Raw genomic sequence first — 19,106 nt, forward strand, 5'->3', positions numbered from 1 at the left:
CTCCTGCCGCTGATTTCATATTAAAACATTATCATATTTAAACAGGAATTTCTGTAGCCTTCACTGCTGCCAGCTGGTGAACACATCGCGAGCCAGTTCAGATTCCGGGCGCAGGTTGTCGATGCCCTCGTAGGGGATGCCGCGCCCGATTTCGGAATGTGGATGTTTCGCGATCATCTTCTGATGGCGTTTGATCATGTCCTGAAACGACGCTCCGGCCCAAAGCGAGTAACCGACCAAAGGGTGCAGTTCGCGTGGATCACGATAGATGTTGAAGGTCGGGGCCGCCGCTCCGGGTTGGCCGGGCGCGGGCAGGTGCATCTTGAATTCCTGCTTGACCACCGAGCGCAAAACCGGGCCTTCATAGACATATACATAATCGCGGCGACCGTTGCCTTCACCGTTCAGCAGCAGGGCGGTCTGATCGACACCATCGATGATGCGGTCGCGCGGGATATGATCAGTCGCGCCTGCGATCCGAGCCATTGTGGTATAGATATCAGACACATGAAAGATATCTCCGGCGGCGCTGTCAGCCTCGATTACTCCGGGCCAGCGAATGAATGCATCCGTGCGTACGCCACCTTCCAGATGTTGGGTCTTACCGCCACGATAGATCAGTTGATTGAGCCCCGAAGTTCCTTCGTAGTGGTACATCAGTCCATTGTCGGCCATCAAAACCACAATCGTGTTGTCGGCTTCTCCGGTTTCTTCGAGCTTGACCAGCAGGTCACCGATCCAGCCATCCAGTAGTTGCAGTTTGTCGGCATGAAACCCGCCGTTGCGAGAGATCGCGTTCTCGGCATAAACGAAATTCAACGGGTAGAGCGGCCAATATTGCAGGAAAAACGGTTCTTCCTCGGCTGCGGCACGCTCCAATTGCTCAAGAGCCTGACGCTGATACCTCTCGTTCATGGCTTCATACTTGGCTTGGGTCCAGACCTCGCCCGGTGACATATCCACCTCTCGAGCGGTGCCGCCTGCTTCTGCCTCGACACCGGTCACCAGCCCGTAGGGTTTGAAACGCTCATCCAGCAGAAACTGATTGTTCTGCCCCTCGGGCACGTATCCAAGCATGTTATTCGCGCGCATCGCCTCGGGGGTCATGAGGCTCAGTTGAACTTGTTGATGCAGGGGGAAGGCGGCCCAATCGAAACCTTGGTTGTGGGGGTAGGCCTGTTCGATATCACCTTGGTGCCACTTGCCGACATGCACGGTGTTGTAGCCAACCTCTTTTAGGATCTCGGGCAGGGTCACCTCGCTGGCTGGAAGGCCTTCGCCTACCAGAGCCACTTTGACTTCTGTCACACCGGCACGCACCGGATGTCGCCCCGTCAGCATTGCCGTGCGGGTCGGCGTGCACGAGGGTTCCGTGTACATTCGCATCAGCGACAAACCTTCGGTGGCGAACTGGTTGATGCTGGGCGTTTCGATGCCCATTACGTAGTTCATCTTGCGATCACCCATCTGACCAAAGCTGATGTCGTCGATCAGGATGTACAGGATATTGGGTGGTTTGCCCCCGTTTGCGTCGCGGATTTCGGCCAGTTTCGCGTCAATCTCAATGTCCTGGGCATCCCAGACCGCGCCGAACTGGGCACGCAGAAATTCGAACTCACCATCGTGAATAATCGGGTTCTGTTGGGCATATGCCGAACCTGCAGTGAGGATTAGCGCGGACAAAATGTGTTTCAGGGTCATTTCAAGCCTTTCGTTTTATCCATATGCCCGGGAGTATCTGGAAGGTCTGATAGCTTTGCTTCGATAGAGCTTCGCAAATCAGTAACGGTTTCCGCCAGATCCGCGAGGTACCGAGGGCGAACGCCCGTGTCGGAAAGAGGAGACTGAGCCAGTTCGGTCATCATCTCCTGATAATCGAGGCAAATCCGGTCGAACTCACTGTCTTGGGCGCGCATGTTTCGCAGCAGAACGGAGGTTCCCGGGAATTGTGCGTCAAAGAAGTCTTCTTCGTCCATCCGCGTTGCCTTCGTGGAAATTGCTCATAAAGCATGCATTCCCTAGAATATGACTTGAACGTATTAAGCCGCATGCTACCGTAGCACCATGGGGTCAAGCCATTGTCATGAAAGGATAGTTCTTGACTGCCCAGGCGGATAACAAACAACGTGACACAGCGCTTTCTTTCTCGGATGAGGAAGTGCGAAGTGCTCTTGAGCGGGTATTGAACTCAGGTGGCTTCAAAGGATCTGCCCGAATGCGGGCCTTTCTTAGCTATGTCGTGACCGAAGCGCTTGCGGGCCGCACGGATGAGATCCGCGCCAAGACCATTGCCATGGATGTTTATGGTTACAGCGCCGACGACTTGACCAAGCGGGAAGGGGTTGTGCGCGTTGATGCAGGTCGTGTCAGGCGAAAGCTAAAAGCTTACTACGGAGGTGATGGCGCAACTGATCCCGTGGTGATTTCACTGCCTGTCGGTAGCTATGCACCCGAATTTACGCTGGGGAGTTCGCAAGCCCAAAACCCACAGGGCATTCGGCGAAGCGCGTTGGTCATCGCGTTCTTTCTGGCTTTGATTGGCTTAGGCATCTGGGTATCAGGCTATTATTCAAAAAATGAGCCACGCGGCGCTGTGGGCCGAGGGCAAAGCGCGATTTATGACGTATCTCCCGCGCGGGTAGAAGCGATAAACCTTTGCAGTGCTGGCCGCGATGTGATGTTCCCCGTCGTTGACCTATCGCGTCTGCAACCGGCTTTGCTGATTTTTGAGACGGCGATTGAACGAGATCCACTCTTTTTCTGTGGCTATGCCGGAGCGGCACAGGTCGAGACCATGCTGGCCATTTTGTTGTTCTTTGAACCGGATGCAGAAAAGTATTTGAAGTCTGCCGATGAAAAAAGCGCCCATGCGATGGATATCGCACCTGATGAGGCTTGGGCGCTTTCGGCGCGGGCCTGGCTGGAATTTGCACTGGGCAATTACGATCGGGCATCGGCCCTGTCTCGCAGAGCCGTTGATCTGGCCCCGACCGATCCGCATGTTGCTGAGTTCGATGCGCTTATTTCACTCTATACTCTGAATTTCGAGCGGATTCTGGCGCAATCTGAATGGTATGAAGAGCTTGCGGAACGCAGCGGCGGGCTTGTCTTTGGCAATGTAGTAGGGTCTGTGCATTTTCATACCGGAGACTATGCAGCGGCGATCCGAACTTACGAGGACACGATCGAGCGCGGAGGACCATTTGGGCCGATATCAGCGGCCTATCTGATGGCCGCGCATTGGAACAAAGGCGAACAAGTCGAGGCACGGCGTCTCGCCAATGTTTACCAGAAAACTTGGCCTGGTTTTCCGCTGGAGGCCCTGAAACGCCGCGTATTCAAAGAGTCGCAACCGGTTGATGCGCTTATTGCAGGCGTGAGGGCAGCGGGAGTCCCGTTGATCGACGGCGGGACCGCCCGCGAAAGTGATTGACTGGCACGGTCTTATTCGTCCTGTGCGACCAGACCCAAACCGCGCAGATAGATTCCAATTCCGCTCTCCAGAAGGTCTTCAGGCGGGAAGGGGGAACTTGCGCCGGTATTGCGTGCGAAAAGTTCGACAACACCATGGCTCATGGCCCAGATATGGGCGCTGAACATCGAAGCGGGCGGACGCTTCTCCGGCGGAATATGCTGCGACAGATCGCTGGCGGCCTTTTCAAGCACGTTTTTGGCCCGGTTCGCGGCCAGCGCCAGTTCCGGTGTACGATTGATTGAAATCCCGCTTTCGAACATCGCAATATAATAGCCGGGGTGCTTGCGGGCAAAGGCCAGATAGGCGCGGCCCGTGGCCTCAAACGCCGCAAGTGCCGAGGGTTGCCCTTTGTCATAGGCAAATTGCATCAGGTCGGCGAACATCTCAAACCCCTGCCGCGCAGCCTCGGCGATCAGGTCCTCACGCCCTTCGAAATGGCGATAAACGGCGGCAGGAGTGACCCCAGCGGTCTTTGCGGCCTCTGACAATGTAAAACCGGTCGGTCCCTTCTGTTCGATCAGGGATAAGGCGGCCTCCATCAAGGCTTGCTTTAGGTTTCCGTGGTGATATCCGCGTTTCGTCATCCCGGCCTCAGGCGCGTTTTATTATATATATGCAGCGGCTAGGGCCTAATCCAGCATAGGCTGAGCAGAGTGTTGCAATTAGCTTATGCATCCCAGATTTCCGGACCACCACTGATCTTTTCATCCGGCATGCCCACCACTTCCAGGTTTTTGCCTTCGTAGTCGAGTTGGCTTAGCACGGTGCGAATGGCTGCCAGCCGGGCGCGTTTCTTGTCATCTGATCGAATGATCGTCCAAGGGCAGTTTTCGGAATGGCTTCGTGTAAGGGTTTCGGTAATCGACTGGCTGTATTCATCCCATTTGTGTAGGCCTGCGATGTCGATCGGGCTGAGTTTCCACTGCTTCAGAGGGTCGGTTTCGCGGGCAAGAAAACGGTTCAATTGTTCGGCACGCCCGACATTCAGCCAGAACTTGAAGATATGTATGCCATCATTGCTAAAACCGGTTTCCAAGGGCAGGACCTGCCTGAAAAACCGTTCACGCTCTTCCGTCGTGCAGAAGCCAAAGACATTTTCGACAACGCCCCGATTATACCAACTGCGATCAAAAAACACGATTTCACCGGCCGATGGGAGATGAGAGATATAGCGTTGGAAATACCATTGGCTGCGTTCTGCGTCCGAGGGTTTGCTGAGCGCCACGTTCCGCGCGCCCCTCGGGTTCAAATTCTCGCGGAACCGTTTGATGGTTCCGCCTTTGCCAGCGGCGTCACGGCCCTCGAACAGGATAGCGATGCGCTGGTCATTCTCCTTGACCCATCGCTGCATCTTGACCAGCTCAATCTGCAGACCTTCCATCTGCTGATCGTATTCCTTGCCTTTAAGCTTTTTGGAGTAGGGGTAGGTCGGGTTCAGAATTTCACCCTTCTTGGCCTCTTCAATAGCCGAGCGTATGGGTTTTGGGGCGTGGTTGTGAAAATAGTTCTCGATAGTGTCCGGGTCTGATTGGGTCATGCACGCCTCGCCATAAAATCCATATCTTACTATGAATTACGGATGGACTTAACGCAAACCCGCGCGCTCGGCTGCGCGGTCGATTGCGGCGGCAACTTCTGGGGCGGCCACAACCTGCGGCATGTGTCCTATGCCGTCCAATTCGATCAGCTCAGCGCCGGGAATCTGTTCGATCAGGCGCTCGGAATGCCAGCCCAGCCCGACAGTCGTATCCGCCGTACCGTGGACAATTTCGGTTGGCACGGAGATCTCGCCATAGCGGGGTTGAAGCTCGGTGATTTCATCCAGCAGATTTGCACGCTGTTTGGCATTTGCGTGCATCGAAGACTGGCGCATGGTCAAGCCCGGCCCGAAATGCTCGGCATATCCTTCGGGGGCTTTTTGCGGTGCAAACACCTGGTCCAACGCCTTCGTAACAAACCAGTCAGGAACAAATGCGCTGACCAAAGGCAAAGCAAGGGCGTTGCCCGCTGTCGTCGCACCAATAGTGTTGAACGCGTCGAGAGGTGTTTCCCACGGGATCGCCGCCGGAGCGATCAGGACCAAAGCTGCGATGTTGTCGGGCCGGGTGACAGCCCAGGCAAGCGAAACCGAACCGCCATAGCTTTGCCCGGCGACGATCGGTTTTTCTGCGCCTAGTTTCGATGCGGCCCGTTGTAGGATTTCCGCTTGTTCGACAATGGTTTCTCCGTCGGAGTTAAAGCTATCTGAGTATCCAAGACCCGGGCGGTCAAAGACGATGACGCGATAGGTCTCGGCCAGAATTGGGGCCAGCGCAAAAGTCATGTCGCGCGTGTTTCCGCTGGATCCGTGGATCAACACCACATCTGGCCCTTCTCCCATCACGACGGCATGAACTGCAACACCATCGACTTCGACGATCTGGCCTTCTGGCGGAAACGAAGCCTCGGCGCTGCTTTCACGCTGCCCGCTGCGCCATGCGGTCACAAGAGCGAGACCCACAAGCGCAACGCTGAGTGATATCAAAAGCTTACTGGCCAATTTTACTCATATCAAACGGGGTTGTCTGGTAAATTTCATTGATCCAGTTACCATAAAGCAGATGCGCGTGACTGCGCCACCTGTTCTGAGGGTTCTGGCTTGGATCATCGTCGGGATAGTAGTTGATAGGCACATTAATCGGCGTGTTATTTGCGATGTCCCGGTCATATTCCTGTTTAAGCGTATCGCTGTCATACTCAAAGTGATTGAAGATATAGAGCGCCCGATGCACGGGATCTTCGATCAGGCAGGGGCCGACATCATCACTGCCAAGCAAAGTGATCAGATCAGGAACCGCATCGATCTCGTATTGCCGCATCTCGGTCCAGCGGCTGACGGGTATCACGCAATCATCAGAAAAACCACGCAAAAATGGAGACGCGGGTGCTAGGTTCCGGTGCCGGAAGCAGCCAAAGGCCTTCGCATCCAGCATGTGTTTTTCAACGTCGTGGAAATGGTTGATCATCGCCATACCACCCCAGCATACGCCAAATGTGGAATGCACATTGGTCTGGGTCCACTCAAACACTTCGCGGATTTCATCCCAATAGGTGACGTCAGCGAAATCCAGATGTTCGATTGGTGCACCGGTTATGATCAGGCCGTCGAACTTCTGGTCCTTCACCTCCTGAAAAGGATGGTAGAACTCGGCCATATGCTCGGCGGCGGTATTCTTGGTCTGGTGTTCCGTCATGCGGATCAGCGAGAGCTCAATCTGCAGCGGGGTCGCTCCGATCAGGCGTGCGAACTGGTTTTCGGTCTGTATCTTCTTTGGCATCAGGTTCAAAAGCCCGATCCGAAGGGGGCGAATATCCTGCCTTGCGGCCTGATCATCAGCCATGACCATGACGCCCTCATTTGTCAGGACTTCAAAGGCGGGCAGGTCGGAGGGGATTTTGATCGGCATTTGGTCACGCTGTTGAAACTGCGAAGGAAGTCTGGAACTTAGGCGGGGTTGGGGCGGGTCTCAAGGGTGCGTTCGATCAACTCATCGAAATCGCCACTATCCCGCACTTTGGCGATGTCATCGGCTGCTATTGTAACGCCCCAATTTCGGGCCATCGCTTCATAGCGTGGCTGCCGGTGCGCCAGCGCTTGCGCATAGGTCCAGCGGATGAATGCATCCGGATCAACCTCGGTGCCGGAACACTTGTTGAGGGCGAGGTATTCGTCCCAAACCCTCTGCAGGAACTCGGCCTTATAGGACATAGGCTTTGGTGCCTTGTCGAAGCGTTTGATCAGTTCTTCAGTGTGGGCTTCATCGCCCTTGATCCAGATCATCAGGGTCTGGCGCGACAATTCGGTCAGAATGTGGTCATTTGGATTTTCAGGCTCTACCCATTCGCAGATTGACCCGCCGGTATCGCAGATAAAGTGTGGATAGCTATAAAGACGATTGGCCCGGTCGATGAAATACTTGGTATCCAACAGGGCATGGATTTCGGCCTGTCGAAACTGGTCTTGCCGCAGCTGATATTCCGAGATTTCAAGGCCGCCCAGATCGGGATTGCCCGGCTTGCCCAGATAAGTCGACACCGGGGTCAGGTTTTGAAACGTGATGTTCGATCCGATATAGATCGAGTCCGACAGCAAAAGCTCGCGGAGAAAGGGTACTTTCATCGCCTCAGCCTTGGCATTGTCCGCGATATGTTCGCCCATATAGCGGGTGCCGATGCGGTAATCGATTGAATAGTGGAACCAGTCCCCGGCATCTCGCAGCGTGTTTGAGACATAGGATTTTCCCAACCCGGACATACCGAAGAACAACACCTTCTTTCGCGCAGCCTGACGCCAGTCCGTTGCCGAGTTGTAGATCATAATCCGCCGTCCCTTGTTTTGCCCTAGCTAAAACGGGCCGCTGGCGGCGTCAATCGCGTCGGCGAGATCGGCTGAGGATGAGCAAGCCGATCGCCAGTACCGTAAAACCGATAAAAGCACGTGGTGGCAAAGCTTCATCGCGTACCAAAGCACCCATTAGTATTGCGATTGGCGGAATTATGAGCGTTACGAGCAGAACATTGCCGCTGCCTGCTTGTTGTAGCACCCGATAGTACAGCAGATAGGCTCCGGCTGTTGCCAGCAGGGCGTAATAGGCGATTGCCAGCCAGGTTTGCAGGGGCAGGGTGAAGGTTGGAACTCCATCGACCAACAACATAACAGGCGTCATCAGGATCGCAGATCCGGTCAACATACCTGCCGCGGCGATCTTAGGGGGAAGGGCGCTCATGTGGCTACGCGCCCAGATGGCTGCAAACGCATAAGAAAGCGTCCCAGCCAGGATCGCAACCTGACCCAGGTTGCTTGGGTTTAGGTTGCTAAACTGTCTGAGGCCAATTGTGATTGAAACGCCCAGAAACCCAAGCCCTACGCCAAGGAGGCGGGTTTTGGTCAGCCTCTCGTCGCGAAAAAACAAGGCCGCCAGAAGGACGCCGAAGATCGCGGTGGCAGCGTTCAGAATCGATGTCAGCCCAGTTTCGACATAGAGCTGCCCCCAGGCCATAAGCGAGAATGGCAGGACATTGTTCAACAGCCCCATGATCAGAAAAATACCCCAGACCTTGGGATCGCTCGGGACCGATTGGCGTTGAAAGATGATGACGATCCACAACGCCAGCGCTGCCCAAAAAACCCTGTGGAAAACTGATGTTATGACGGGAATCGTATCAAGTGCGATTCGGATCGCAAGGAATGACATTCCCCAAATGACACCAAGCAGTATCAATTCGGTCCAAGTGCGAGCTGTGAGTGTTTTCTGAGAAGTCATGGCTTGTTCTGGCATCTCTCAATCAGCATATCGACCCGGAACATGCGAAAAAGCCCCACCGAGATGGCGGGGCTTAAAATGCACATTTGCATCTGCTTTAGTTCAGCGCGTAAGTCACCTGAATACCAACGCTCCATGCGCTGTTGCCAGTGAACGTGGCACGGTTATCGGGGCCAGTACCGTTGGCAGTGGCATCCCCAATATCCGTATAGCGTACACCACCGGAAATCTTGGCCTTTTCAAGAGAGTATGTGCCGCCCAGACCGATACTCCAGAACCCATCCGTCGGGCCTAGGTTCGAGACCGAGTTCCCCTGAGAGCTCTCGTAACCCAGCGTTACCGCGCCAGAGAATTCTTCGCTGAACTGATAGCCGAGACCCAGTGAGTAGGTCCATGTCGCTTCTTCGTAGTCGACCAGGTTAATACCTGTCAGACCAGTATAGACCGGCGGTGCGTACACGGTTTGCGGCCAGTCAACCCAACGGATCGAACCAAACAACAGCGTTTTTGGCGCGACACCTGTCTGGAAATCGAGATTGACCGATTGAGGCGTCACAACCTCGGTCGATGAATCAGCGCTGACGCGACCCACGACGGGTATGCCGGGTGGAACAATTCCAGTGATGGCATCGTTCGCTTCGGTCTGCGACAGATCATGTGTGATTTTCGAGTTATAGGTCAGAGCGACCCGTGCGGCGATATCTGGCCGTTCCCAAGCAACACCAACAACGTAACCGAAATCGATCTCGGCATCGGTTTCAACGCGGTATCCCCCGGACGCGAATGGTGTTGTGCTTGCACCAGCGATCGGAACTGAAACACTTGCTTTCAGACGCTGGGCGCGGAGACCACCGATAACACTGAAGCCACCATCCAATTTGTAGCGAAGCAAAGCCGTGATCGCATCGGTATCTGCTTTTGCGCGAAGCACGTCAGTTGTTGCTCCGGGAAGACCTGCCAGAGCCAAGACATTCTGCGACAAGGGATAATCCGAAGAATAGTCGATATCCGCGCCAAACGGCTCGTCATAAACCAGCGCGAAGTCGAGCTTTTCGGTCAAAGAAGTCTTGTATGCCAGATGCGGTGTGAAAAAGCTGTTCGAGACATTGCCCGAGTCAATCGTTTCCCCAAACGTCGGGCTGGTCGGGATTTGATCCTCCATCGATCCGCTTACGTCCGGCTTTGTATACCCAAGCCGAAACTGCACGACAGATCCCTCTTCGAACAGGATGTTAACACCTTGCCCACTTCGGTCTAGGCCGCCGGCCTGCGCCGCGGTTGCCCCAATGCACAACGCGCATGTGTGCAACAACACTCGTTTCATATATTCCTCCCTACACTGTCCAAATTGCCTGTTATACGCATCCTCATTGGGCGTATTCGGCCTCGTTACCGCTTTTTACTGTCTTAAACTTTAAAATTGGGTCAACCGGTGACGGAGCGTTATTCAGCAAAATAGCTCTATGCGGGTGTTGCTGAATTGTTACGGTTCTCGGACCAAACGTTCAGGAAAATCCCGGCAAAGATCACCACGGCCCCCAGAAGCGTCCAGTGATCCAGCGGCTCGTGATAAATGACCATCCCGAGGATCGCGATGGTCGGAAGGCGTGCAAAATCAAACGGCACGACCACGGTCGCAGGCGCGATGGCCAGGGCATTGGTAATACAGTAGTGGGCCAATAGGCCTGCCAAGCCGACAAGCAAAAGAAGCGGCGCAGTCGTTAAGGTTGGAAGTGTTATTTGCCCATCCAGACCTGATGCAACCAGACCCAAACCGGCCTGCATCAAAGTAAGCCAGAACATGATGCATCCGATGCTGGCTGTGCGCGTTAAGGACTTGGTCGATATTGCTGTTAACGCGAAGAAAATCGCAGATGCGGCCGCAGCAATAACGCCGGGACTAAGTGTGGCGGCCCCTGGACGGGCCACAATGAGAATCCCGGCAAATCCGATCAGGGCTGCGGTCAGACGCAAAGCGGTCAACCTCTCGTGCAGCAGCAGTGGGGATAGCAAGATCACCCAGATGGGTTGAGTGAATTCGAGCGCGAAGACCTGCGCCAACGGGATCACCGTTACTGCATAGAACCACAGGTTCTGCCCGGTGAAATGCAACACGTTCCGAATACCATGCAAACCAAGACGTTTGGTGGTTACCTGATGCCATTTGCGTGAAGCCGAGAGGACGATTGCCACCACGCAGATACCCACTAGGCTGCGATAGAACATGATCTCAAAGGTGTCGTGCGTCACGCTCAGCTCGCGGCCGGCAATGGCCATCGATGTGAATGAGGCGATCGCCCCTGTCATCCACAGCGCCGCCTTACCGATCTGCATTTTATTGCTGTTCATGAGATCTCTTACATGTGCCGTGGTGCAACGGGCTGAATAGATTGCGTTTTACCCGATGAAGCAAGGCTAAATGTACGTCTGGCCGTCTATGATCGCTTTGGGTGAGCGGCTTAGATGATGCCAGTATTCTGACTCGAACCCGCAAATAAAGGGGGTTCTTAACCGGTAAGCGCGCTGGCGCTGATACTCAGGTGGTTGGCAGAGCTTTGCTGACCGAATCGCCGTTCAACACGTATCGAGCACCGGTATGAGGGCAGGTAACCTCACCACGACCAGTGAGAGGTAAATCCAACTGCTCGCCATACTCGCTCATCCAGCCAATCTGTTTGGCAGCGACGCCCACCATCAGTGCGTATGGCTTCACGTCAGCATTAACAACGGCACCTGCGCCGATAAAAGCGTATTCCCCGATTGTAGCACCGCAAACGATCGTGCAATTGGCGCCCAGCGTGGCCCCTTTCTTTACCAGAGTATTGCGGTATTCGGCCTTTCGTTCGATCAATGAACGCGGGTTGTACACATTCGTGAACACCATGCTCGGCCCACAGAATACGCCGTCTTCTAGCGTAATGTTGTCATAGATCGAAACGTTGTTCTGAATTTTGCAATCGTCGCCAATGATGACCTTGTTCCCAACGAAGACATTCTGCCCGAGTGAAACATTTCGGCCCAGCTTGGCGCCTCCGCAGATGTGCACCCAATGCCAGATTCGGCAGCCATCTCCGATCTGCGCGCCTTCATCGACGATTGCCGTTTCATGTACCGAGTAGTTGCTCATCGAATTGTCCTTCTCCCGTCAAATGCGGTGCATTTCAGCACTGCCGAGGGGGAATAATCATTCCCATTCAATCGTCCCGGGAGGTTTCGAGGTGATGTCGTAAGTGCATCGGTTGATGCCCTTGACTTCGTTGATGATACGCGTGGCGGTTTCACCGAGGAATTCGTGGCTGAACGGATAGTAGTCCGCTGTCATGCCATCGACGGATGTGACCGCGCGGAGGGCGCAGGCATAATCGTATGTTCGTCCATCCCCCATTACACCGACCGTGCGCACCGGAAGAATGGCGACAAAGGCCTGCCAAATCTCATCATACAGACCATGTTTGCGAATCTGGTCGATATAGATGGCATCGGCTTCGCGCAGGATCTCAAGCTTTTCGCGGGTGATCTCACCCGGGCAGCGGATGGCAAGGCCGGGGCCGGGGAAGGGATGGCGACCGATGAAGCTGCCGGGCAGGCCCAACTCGCGGCCCAACGCGCGAACCTCGTCCTTGAAGAGTTCACGCAGAGGCTCGACCAGCTTCAAACCCATCTTTTCAGGCAGGCCACCCACATTGTGGTGCGATTTGATGGTCACAGATGGACCGCCTGAAAACGACACGGATTCAATCACATCTGGATACAGGGTGCCCTGTGCCAAGAACTCGGCGCCGTCGATTGTGTCGGCGTGTTTCTGGAACACGTCGATGAACAGCTTGCCGATAATCTTGCGCTTGGTCTCAGGATCGGATTGACCATCAAGTTCACCCAGGAACAGTTCACTTTCGTCCGCGTGGATCAACTGGATGTTGTAATTGTCGCGGAACATGCCGACGACTTCGGCAGCTTCGTTCTTGCGTAGTAGCCCATGGTCGACAAACACGCAGGTCAGCTGATCGCCAATCGCCTCATGTATCAGGATCGCCGCAACCGAGCTGTCGACACCGCCAGACAAGCCACAAATGACTTTTTTGTCCCCGACCTGTTCGCGGATCTTGCGGATCATCTCGTCCCGATAAGCCCCCATGGTCCAATCGCCCTTGAACCCTGCCAGTTTGACAAAATTCTCATAGAGCTTTGCACCCTTGGGTGTGTGATGAACCTCGGGGTGAAATTGCACCGCATAGAAATGACGCGAGGCTTCGGCCGTGATGGCATACGGCGCGTTGGGTGAAGTGCCGAACACCTCAAAACCCGGAGCGATTTCGCTTACATGATCGCCGTGGCTCATCCAGACCTGCTCGTCACCTTCGGCGAACCAGCCATCGAGGATATCAAGCCGATTATTCTGAGTAACAAATGCGCGGCCAAATTCTGCGGTGCCGTGCCCGCTTTCAACCTTGCCGCCCAGTTGATGCATCATCACCTGCTGACCATAGCAGATGCCCAGGATCGGCACGCCGTAGTCAAAAATCTCTTGCGGGGCGCGGGGTGAACCCTCGCGCGTAACACTGTCAGGGCCGCCCGAAAAAATGACGGCCTTGGGCGCCATCTCTCGCACGAAATCCATCGTGACGTTCTGGTAGGGGTGGATTTCGCAATAGACGTTCAGTTCGCGCAAGCGGCGGGCAATAAGCTGCGTCACCTGGCTGCCGAAGTCGATGATCAAAAGGCGGTCATGGCTGTCTTGGGTCATGATTGGCTATTAGGTCGCAAGCCTTGCTTGTGCAAGCGTAATGACGTCAATTCAGCGAGGAGGCTGATACATGACCACCATAAAACTCAGAACTGCCGAACGAAGCGACGCCAAGTCGATACAAGTTTGTATCGCAAGCGCTTATGCCGATGCGATGAGAGACATTGCCGATCTGCCGGATGTTACGTCTGGTATCGAGGAAGAGATCGCAGAGCATCAGGTCGTCATTGCTGAAGTGGACGGTACACTTTTTGGTGTCATCATATTTGATCAACAGGCCGAGGCTATGATGATATTCAATCTCGCCGTTTCGCCAGAGGCTCAGGGCAAGGGTATTGCGCGGCAACTGCTTGCAGTTGCTGAAGCTAAGGCCGTTGAGGCCGGGCTTTCAGTCCTGCGCTTGCGGACACATCGGCTGATGCGTGCAACCCGCGAAATGTACACTCATCTGGGGTGGGTTGAGGTCGAGGTGTCAGGAAACACTGTCGTTATGCAGAAAAAGGCAAAGTAGTAACCGACAGACATATGTCGCAGCGGCCCGCGGTTCATGTCGCTTTTACCTCTAGAGCGCCGTAAACTACCTGTGGCGAAGTTTGCCGTTCATGTAACACATCTACCAAACCAACCAATCACGGGATTTACTCAATGGCAGAGGCAAACACCCGGCGCAGGGCACGGGGTGGCGGCGGTGCCGCCCGTCGTGCCGAGCGTACGGCGGTCAAGATCGAAACCGCGAAATATATCGAACGCAATATCCCCAATTTCGAGGTCCTCAACGAAGAGGCGCTGGAGATTATCGAAACCAATGCGGAAACCGTATTGGCTGAGATTGGCGTCAATTTCGTAGACAATCCGGCAGCGCTTGAGCGCTGGAAAGACGCGGGTGCAGATGTCGATGGTGAGCGGGTCCGCCTGCCGCGCGGCCTGGCACGTGAGCTGATCAAGACCGCCCCTAGCGAATTTACCCAGCACGCCCGCAATCCTGAGAAATCGGTAGTCATCGGCGGCCGCAATATGGTTCTGGCTCCGGTCTATGGTCCTCCGTTCGTACGCGATGCGCAAGGCGGACGTCGTTACGCGACAATGGACGATTTCAACAAGTTCGTGAAGCTGGCCTACATGTCCAAGTGGCTGCACCATTCGGGCGGTACGGTCTGCGAACCGACAGATATTCCGGTAAACAAGCGCCATTTGGACATGCTGATGGCGCATATGACTCTGTCCGACAAACCGTTCATGGGTTCGGTCACTGATCCCAGCCGGGCGCAGGATTCGATCGAGATGTGCGAGATCCTGTTCGGCAAAGAGTTCGTGCAGAACAACACCGTGATGACATCGTTGACCAACATCAACTCGCCGATGACCTTTGACGACGTGATGATGGGTTCTCTGGAAGTTTATGCCGCAAACAATCAGGCCTGCATTATTTCGCCGTTCATCGTGGGTGGTGCTATGGCACCGGTTTCGGTCGCGGGCACGCTGACGCAGGTTCTGGCCGAGGTCATGGCAGGTGTAGCATATAGCCAGATCATCCGTCCGGGTGCTCCTGCGATCTTTGGGGCGTTCGTATCGTCGATCGACATGAATTCAGGAGCGCCGACCTTTGGCACCCCAGAGGCTTCGCACGTCACTTATGGCGCGGGTCAGTTGGCGCGCCGACTGGGTCTGCCATATCGCTCTGCGGGTTCGTTCTGTGGTTCAAAATTGCCGGATGCGCAAGCTGCGTATGAGACCGCGAACTCGTTGAACATGGGCCTGATGTCGGGTGTGAATTTCATGCTGCATTCCTGCGGTTGGCTCGAAGGCGGCTTGGTGGCGGATTTCGAGAAATTCGTCATGGATGCCGATCAGCTCGGCGTTTTGCACGGATTGGCCAAAGGTGTGGCCTATGATGAGAATGCACAGGCGATGGACGCCATCCGCGAAGTCGGTCCCGGAGGTCACTATTTGGGTTGTGCCCATACGCAAGCCAACTTCAAGGAAGCGTTCTGGAAAACCGATCTCTTGGATTATAAGCCGTTTGAGACCTGGGAAGAAGAAGGCGCCCGCGATACACGGACGCTGGCTTCGGCACGGGTTGAGCATCTGTTGGCGAACTACCAGCAGCCGCAGCTTGACCCTGATGTAAAGGCTGCGCTCGACGCATATGTTGCCGAAAAGAAAGCATCGATGCCGGACGCGTTCACCTGATTACTGATGCTGCGTGGCGCGACTGGCCTGATACAGTTGCGCTTCGCCATTTAATGCAATCAGCAGATCAAGATGGCGCACCAGTGAATAGGCCGCGTCTACTTCGATGCGTTGCGCGTTAATCTCACGCTCCAATTCCAGCAAACGGATCAACGCTGCACCAGTGCCCGGTGTTGATCCATATCCAAGAAGCCGTTGCAGGTGGCGGTCGCGATTATAGTCCTGCACCCCGATCTTGGCGGCACGGGCCAGTAATCGCGGGCGGCGGAGTGTGGTGATCATGGTCATCAGGTCCTGCACGGCAGCTTTCCTTCTTTTTCAATTTCGCTGTCTGAAATGTGACACAACCTAAGCGGGTGTTGCCTTGTGCGGGATCACCCCGAACTATGGTTTCACCACTGTTTATCTTTTTGAATCAATTCTGCTCTGTGCCGTCTGTGATTAACGAACGAGTAACGAAAGCAACTCTAGTTAGATTTGGTTAACTAAGAATCCGACGGCTAAAACTGTCAGTTTGTTTTGTCGACGAGGGCGAAGAAATATGGAAAACAACGTGGCATTCACTGTTCCGGCATGGGTTCCCGAAGGGGCGCAACGATATCTGGACCATACGGAGTCAGGGCGATCTATTCGGGATATTGCGCGGTCCGCAGGGTGCCATGCCTCGACCATTCTGCGTCAGATCCGCAGGGTTGAGATGCGCAGGGACGATCCTTTGGTGGATGCAGCTCTGCATTCTCTGGCCCAGTCACACTTTGCGCCAATGGAGCGCACAGGTTCTTCATTTGCAATCGTGACGTCTGAGGCAGGACGGCCCGAAGCCCAAGACGACGAATTCGAGCGCGAGTCGCTGCGTGTACTGAGGCGCATGTGTGAATCCGGTGCCGTGCTTGCCGTGGCCGAGGATATGGACAAGGCTGTTGTGGTTCGGGACAACGGCAAAGGAGGAACTACCAAAACAGCAGTTGTAGATTGCCGGATCGCGCAGGCTCTGGCGCTGAATGATTGGATTTCATGCGATAGTCCGGGTCGGATCTCACGCTACCGGATTTCAACCTCGGGCAGGGCTGCACTAAGTCATTTGATTGCCGAGGCCGAAAACCGGGCGCGTACGCAGAATGAATTTGGCATGGCGGAAGCGCAGGCCGCATTCAAACCCGCAACTGCGGGTGCAAGGGCGCCATCACAGCCTCGCGTCCGTTACAGCACTGTGGAAAGCCCGCTGATCGCTTTGGCGCGCCGCCGCGACCGGGATGGCAAGCCGTTTCTGGATGAAACTCTGGTGAGCGCGGGCGAGCGCTTGCGTGAGGATTTCGAACTGGCGCAGATCGGACCTCAGGTCACACAGAATTGGGATCGCTTTCTGACAGGCGGTGGACGCGGTGACTTTGCCTCGGACAGCCATGTGGGGCGAGGACCCTCTGGTGCCAGGGATCGTGTGGCCCGCGCGCTGTCTGACCTTGGGCCGGGTTTGAGCGACGTCGCGCTGCGCTGTTGTTGTTATCTAGAAGGGCTTGAGCTGGCTGAAAAGCGGATGGGCTGGTCTGCGCGATCAGGCAAGATCGTGCTGCGGATCGCGTTGCAAAGGCTGAAGCGCCACTACGAGGACCAGACCGAGCGGGATCGGATGATCGGCTGAACGTTTCATGCAGCCATATACCGGCCTTGCGGAAATGACCCCAAATGATAGTCAGGGGTTATGAATTTCACCTTCCGCCAGCTGCAATATTTCCAGGCCGTCGCCGAACAGCGTAACTTTGGCCGTGCCGCGCAGGTCTGCCATGTTTCGCAGCCTGCGCTTTCGGTTCAAATCAAGTCACTGGAAGACTCGATCGGTGGGCCGTTGTTCGAACGGCAGGCCCGCGACATCCTGTTGACACCACTTGGTCGAGACGTTTTGGACTATGCCCAACATGTCCTGAACGCGGCCGAACGGTTGGACCGGTTTGCACGCGACCATTCGGGTGGCCATAGGTCCCTGTCGATCGGGATTATTCCTACGGTTGCACCTTATTTGCTGCCGGGGGTGTTAGCCGGGTTGCGGGCTGCGGATGTCTCGTTACGGGTTCAGATTCGCGAGGCCCGGACCGAGCGACTGCTATCCATGTTGGGCTTGGGCGAAATAGATGCCGCCGTACTGGCGCTGCCCTTGGGAAATGGAACTTTCCACGAACAGCCACTGTTCGAAGATCGGTTCTTGCTGGCAGGAAGTCAGACTCGCATGAATCGATTGACCATCAGCCCGGAAGAGTTGCGGCCTGTGGACTTGAAGACAGCGCAATTGATGCTGTTGGAAGACGGGCACTGCCTGACAGATCAGGCGCTAGAAGTTTGCGGTCAGGATCGTACCAGCGGCCAAATTAATATGGGTGCGTCCTCACTTGCCACGTTGTCGCGTTTGGTCGCCGAAGGGTTTGGCCTGACGTTGATGCCTGAACTTGCGGCGCAGGCCGAGACGGATGCAGTCCCCGGTTTGCGATTGTTGCGATTTGGTGCGCCGCAACCGGCGAGGACCATTGGCCTGGTGCGTCGCAGCTCGACCGGAGCGGAGGAGTGGTTCGATCGATTGGCGCAAGTAATCCGGCAGGTCGGTGAAGACGTGGTAGCTAAAACTCGAACCTAACGAAAAAGGCCCGCCGAAATGGCGGGCCTTTCAAAGTAGGGCATGACAGGATTATGCCAGCGCCGGTTCGCGGGCTTCGTCCAGATGCTTCATTAGGTTTTCCGGGGACGACACGCCGTAAGGGTCTTCGGGGCAGTTATCCATCAGGCCGGGTTCTTCGAACCATGCCTCCACAACGCCATCGTTGACGATGGCTGCGTAACGCCACGAGCGCATGCCAAAGCCCAGATTGTCCTTGTCGACCAGCATGCCCATTTTACGCGTGAACTCACCGGACCCATCAGGAATGACCTTGACGTTTTCCAGACCCTGATCGGCGGCCCATTTGTTCATGACAAAGCTGTCGTTGACGGACATGCAGTAGATTGCATCGATGCCCTTGGCCGCAAAATCGCCGTGGCCTTTTTCGAAACCAGGCAATTGATAGGTCGAGCATGTCGGGGTGAATGCGCCGGGCAGCGAGAACAGGATAACACGCTTGCCTGCAAAATAATCCTCGGTTGTCTTGTCTTCCCAACGGAACGGGTTGGGGCCTTCGACGGCCTCATCGCGGACACGGGTGTGGAAGGTTACGTCAGGCAGTTTTGCACCGGTTTTCATCATCAAACTCCTGTGATTCACTTATGTTTGCCGCGAGAGTTAAAATGATTCTAACTCGGCTTCAATGATATATATGCTGCAAAAGCATAATATCTTTGATGGCGATAAAGCATTATAAGTAATGCGTAAAATGATGTGCATGATCGCTTTCGCTGCACGCGCGTAGACGTG

Annotated in this window: 19 protein-coding genes; 5 read left to right on the top strand and 14 right to left on the bottom strand. The window is 55.1% G+C overall.

Annotated features, from left to right (window positions below):
• Window positions 1–60 precede the first annotated feature (60 nt).
• Both ACR0KC_RS01450 and ACR0KC_RS01455 read right to left on the bottom strand, forming a co-directional pair.
• Window positions 61–1,701 carry a sulfatase-like hydrolase/transferase gene (locus tag ACR0KC_RS01450; RefSeq protein WP_480704656.1) on the bottom strand — a complete coding sequence of 547 codons (1,641 nt, stop codon included), beginning with the start codon at window positions 1,699–1,701 and terminating at the stop codon, window positions 61–63.
• On the bottom strand, window positions 1,698–1,976 hold the full coding sequence (locus ACR0KC_RS01455) for a hypothetical protein (RefSeq protein ID WP_480704658.1): 279 nt from the start codon (window positions 1,974–1,976) through the stop codon (window positions 1,698–1,700). The genes ACR0KC_RS01450 and ACR0KC_RS01455 overlap by 4 nt, the downstream gene beginning before the upstream one ends.
• Window positions 1,977–2,215: 239 nt before the next feature.
• Here ACR0KC_RS01455 and ACR0KC_RS01460 point away from each other — a divergent pair, with 239 nt between their 5' ends.
• Entirely contained in the window at window positions 2,216–3,433 is a 1,218-nt protein-coding gene (locus tag ACR0KC_RS01460; protein WP_480771393.1) for a tetratricopeptide repeat protein, read from the top strand.
• An 11-nt stretch (window positions 3,434–3,444) separates the two neighbouring features.
• On the opposite strand, the gene ACR0KC_RS01465 is transcribed toward ACR0KC_RS01460, so the two are convergent.
• The 10 genes from ACR0KC_RS01465 to guaA form a co-directional block, all read right to left on the bottom strand.
• Window positions 3,445–4,059 (bottom strand): TetR/AcrR family transcriptional regulator, encoded by a 615-nt coding sequence (locus ACR0KC_RS01465; RefSeq protein WP_170393260.1) that lies wholly within the window; start codon window positions 4,057–4,059, stop codon window positions 3,445–3,447.
• An 83-nt stretch (window positions 4,060–4,142) separates the two neighbouring features.
• A complete protein-coding gene (gene ppk2, locus ACR0KC_RS01470; protein ID WP_170393259.1) occupies window positions 4,143–5,012 on the bottom strand; it encodes a polyphosphate kinase 2 in 870 nt (289 codons plus the stop codon).
• A 48-nt stretch (window positions 5,013–5,060) separates the two neighbouring features.
• On the bottom strand, window positions 5,061–6,014 hold the full coding sequence (locus ACR0KC_RS01475) for an alpha/beta fold hydrolase (RefSeq protein WP_480771394.1): 954 nt from the start codon (window positions 6,012–6,014) through the stop codon (window positions 5,061–5,063).
• Complete coding sequence (metA, locus tag ACR0KC_RS01480) at window positions 6,004–6,921, bottom strand: homoserine O-acetyltransferase MetA (RefSeq protein WP_170393257.1); 918 nt, start codon at window positions 6,919–6,921, stop codon at window positions 6,004–6,006. The genes ACR0KC_RS01475 and metA overlap by 11 nt, the downstream gene beginning before the upstream one ends.
• 38 nt (window positions 6,922–6,959) lie before the next feature.
• A complete protein-coding gene (locus ACR0KC_RS01485) occupies window positions 6,960–7,832 on the bottom strand; it encodes an ATPase (RefSeq protein ID WP_480771395.1) in 873 nt (290 codons plus the stop codon).
• Window positions 7,833–7,881: 49 nt separating this feature from the next.
• Window positions 7,882–8,778 carry a DMT family transporter gene (locus tag ACR0KC_RS01490; RefSeq protein WP_480771396.1) on the bottom strand — a complete coding sequence of 299 codons (897 nt, stop codon included), beginning with the start codon at window positions 8,776–8,778 and terminating at the stop codon, window positions 7,882–7,884.
• Window positions 8,779–8,875: 97 nt separating this feature from the next.
• Window positions 8,876–10,102 carry an OmpP1/FadL family transporter gene (locus ACR0KC_RS01495; RefSeq protein WP_170393255.1) on the bottom strand — a complete coding sequence of 409 codons (1,227 nt, stop codon included), beginning with the start codon at window positions 10,100–10,102 and terminating at the stop codon, window positions 8,876–8,878.
• A gap of 137 nt (window positions 10,103–10,239) precedes the next feature.
• On the bottom strand, window positions 10,240–11,127 hold the full coding sequence (locus tag ACR0KC_RS01500; protein ID WP_170421307.1) for a DMT family transporter: 888 nt from the start codon (window positions 11,125–11,127) through the stop codon (window positions 10,240–10,242).
• A gap of 187 nt (window positions 11,128–11,314) precedes the next feature.
• Window positions 11,315–11,905, bottom strand: coding sequence for an acyltransferase (locus ACR0KC_RS01505; protein ID WP_170393253.1), 591 nt, complete (start codon window positions 11,903–11,905; stop codon window positions 11,315–11,317).
• A 57-nt stretch (window positions 11,906–11,962) separates the two neighbouring features.
• Window positions 11,963–13,522 carry a glutamine-hydrolyzing GMP synthase gene (gene guaA, locus ACR0KC_RS01510; protein ID WP_480771397.1) on the bottom strand — a complete coding sequence of 520 codons (1,560 nt, stop codon included), beginning with the start codon at window positions 13,520–13,522 and terminating at the stop codon, window positions 11,963–11,965.
• Between the two features lie 70 nt (window positions 13,523–13,592).
• Between guaA and ACR0KC_RS01515 the strand changes: the two genes are divergently transcribed.
• Together ACR0KC_RS01515 and ACR0KC_RS01520 are read left to right on the top strand one after the other, a co-directional pair.
• Window positions 13,593–14,033: a GNAT family N-acetyltransferase gene (locus ACR0KC_RS01515; RefSeq protein WP_170510246.1), complete on the top strand. Its 441-nt coding sequence runs from the start codon at window positions 13,593–13,595 to the stop codon at window positions 14,031–14,033.
• Window positions 14,034–14,167: 134 nt separating this feature from the next.
• Entirely contained in the window at window positions 14,168–15,712 is a 1,545-nt protein-coding gene (locus ACR0KC_RS01520) for a trimethylamine methyltransferase family protein (RefSeq protein ID WP_170393250.1), read from the top strand.
• Here ACR0KC_RS01520 and ACR0KC_RS01525 read toward each other — a convergent pair whose 3' ends face one another.
• The gene (locus tag ACR0KC_RS01525; RefSeq protein WP_480771398.1) at window positions 15,713–16,012 is read right to left on the bottom strand and encodes a DUF6477 family protein; all 300 of its coding nucleotides are present in this window, start codon (window positions 16,010–16,012) and stop codon (window positions 15,713–15,715) included.
• A gap of 241 nt (window positions 16,013–16,253) precedes the next feature.
• Between ACR0KC_RS01525 and ACR0KC_RS01530 the strand changes: the two genes are divergently transcribed.
• A complete protein-coding gene (locus tag ACR0KC_RS01530; protein ID WP_480704672.1) occupies window positions 16,254–17,351 on the top strand; it encodes a DUF6456 domain-containing protein in 1,098 nt (365 codons plus the stop codon).
• A 60-nt stretch (window positions 17,352–17,411) separates the two neighbouring features.
• Window positions 17,412–18,335, top strand: coding sequence for a hydrogen peroxide-inducible genes activator (locus ACR0KC_RS01535; RefSeq protein WP_480584899.1), 924 nt, complete (start codon window positions 17,412–17,414; stop codon window positions 18,333–18,335).
• A 51-nt stretch (window positions 18,336–18,386) separates the two neighbouring features.
• Here ACR0KC_RS01535 and ACR0KC_RS01540 read toward each other — a convergent pair whose 3' ends face one another.
• Window positions 18,387–18,935, bottom strand: coding sequence for a redoxin family protein (locus tag ACR0KC_RS01540; RefSeq protein ID WP_480771399.1), 549 nt, complete (start codon window positions 18,933–18,935; stop codon window positions 18,387–18,389).
• Between the last annotated feature and the right edge of the window lie 171 nt (window positions 18,936–19,106).

The sequence above is a fragment of the Ruegeria sp. CF3 genome, from assembly GCF_056537365.1.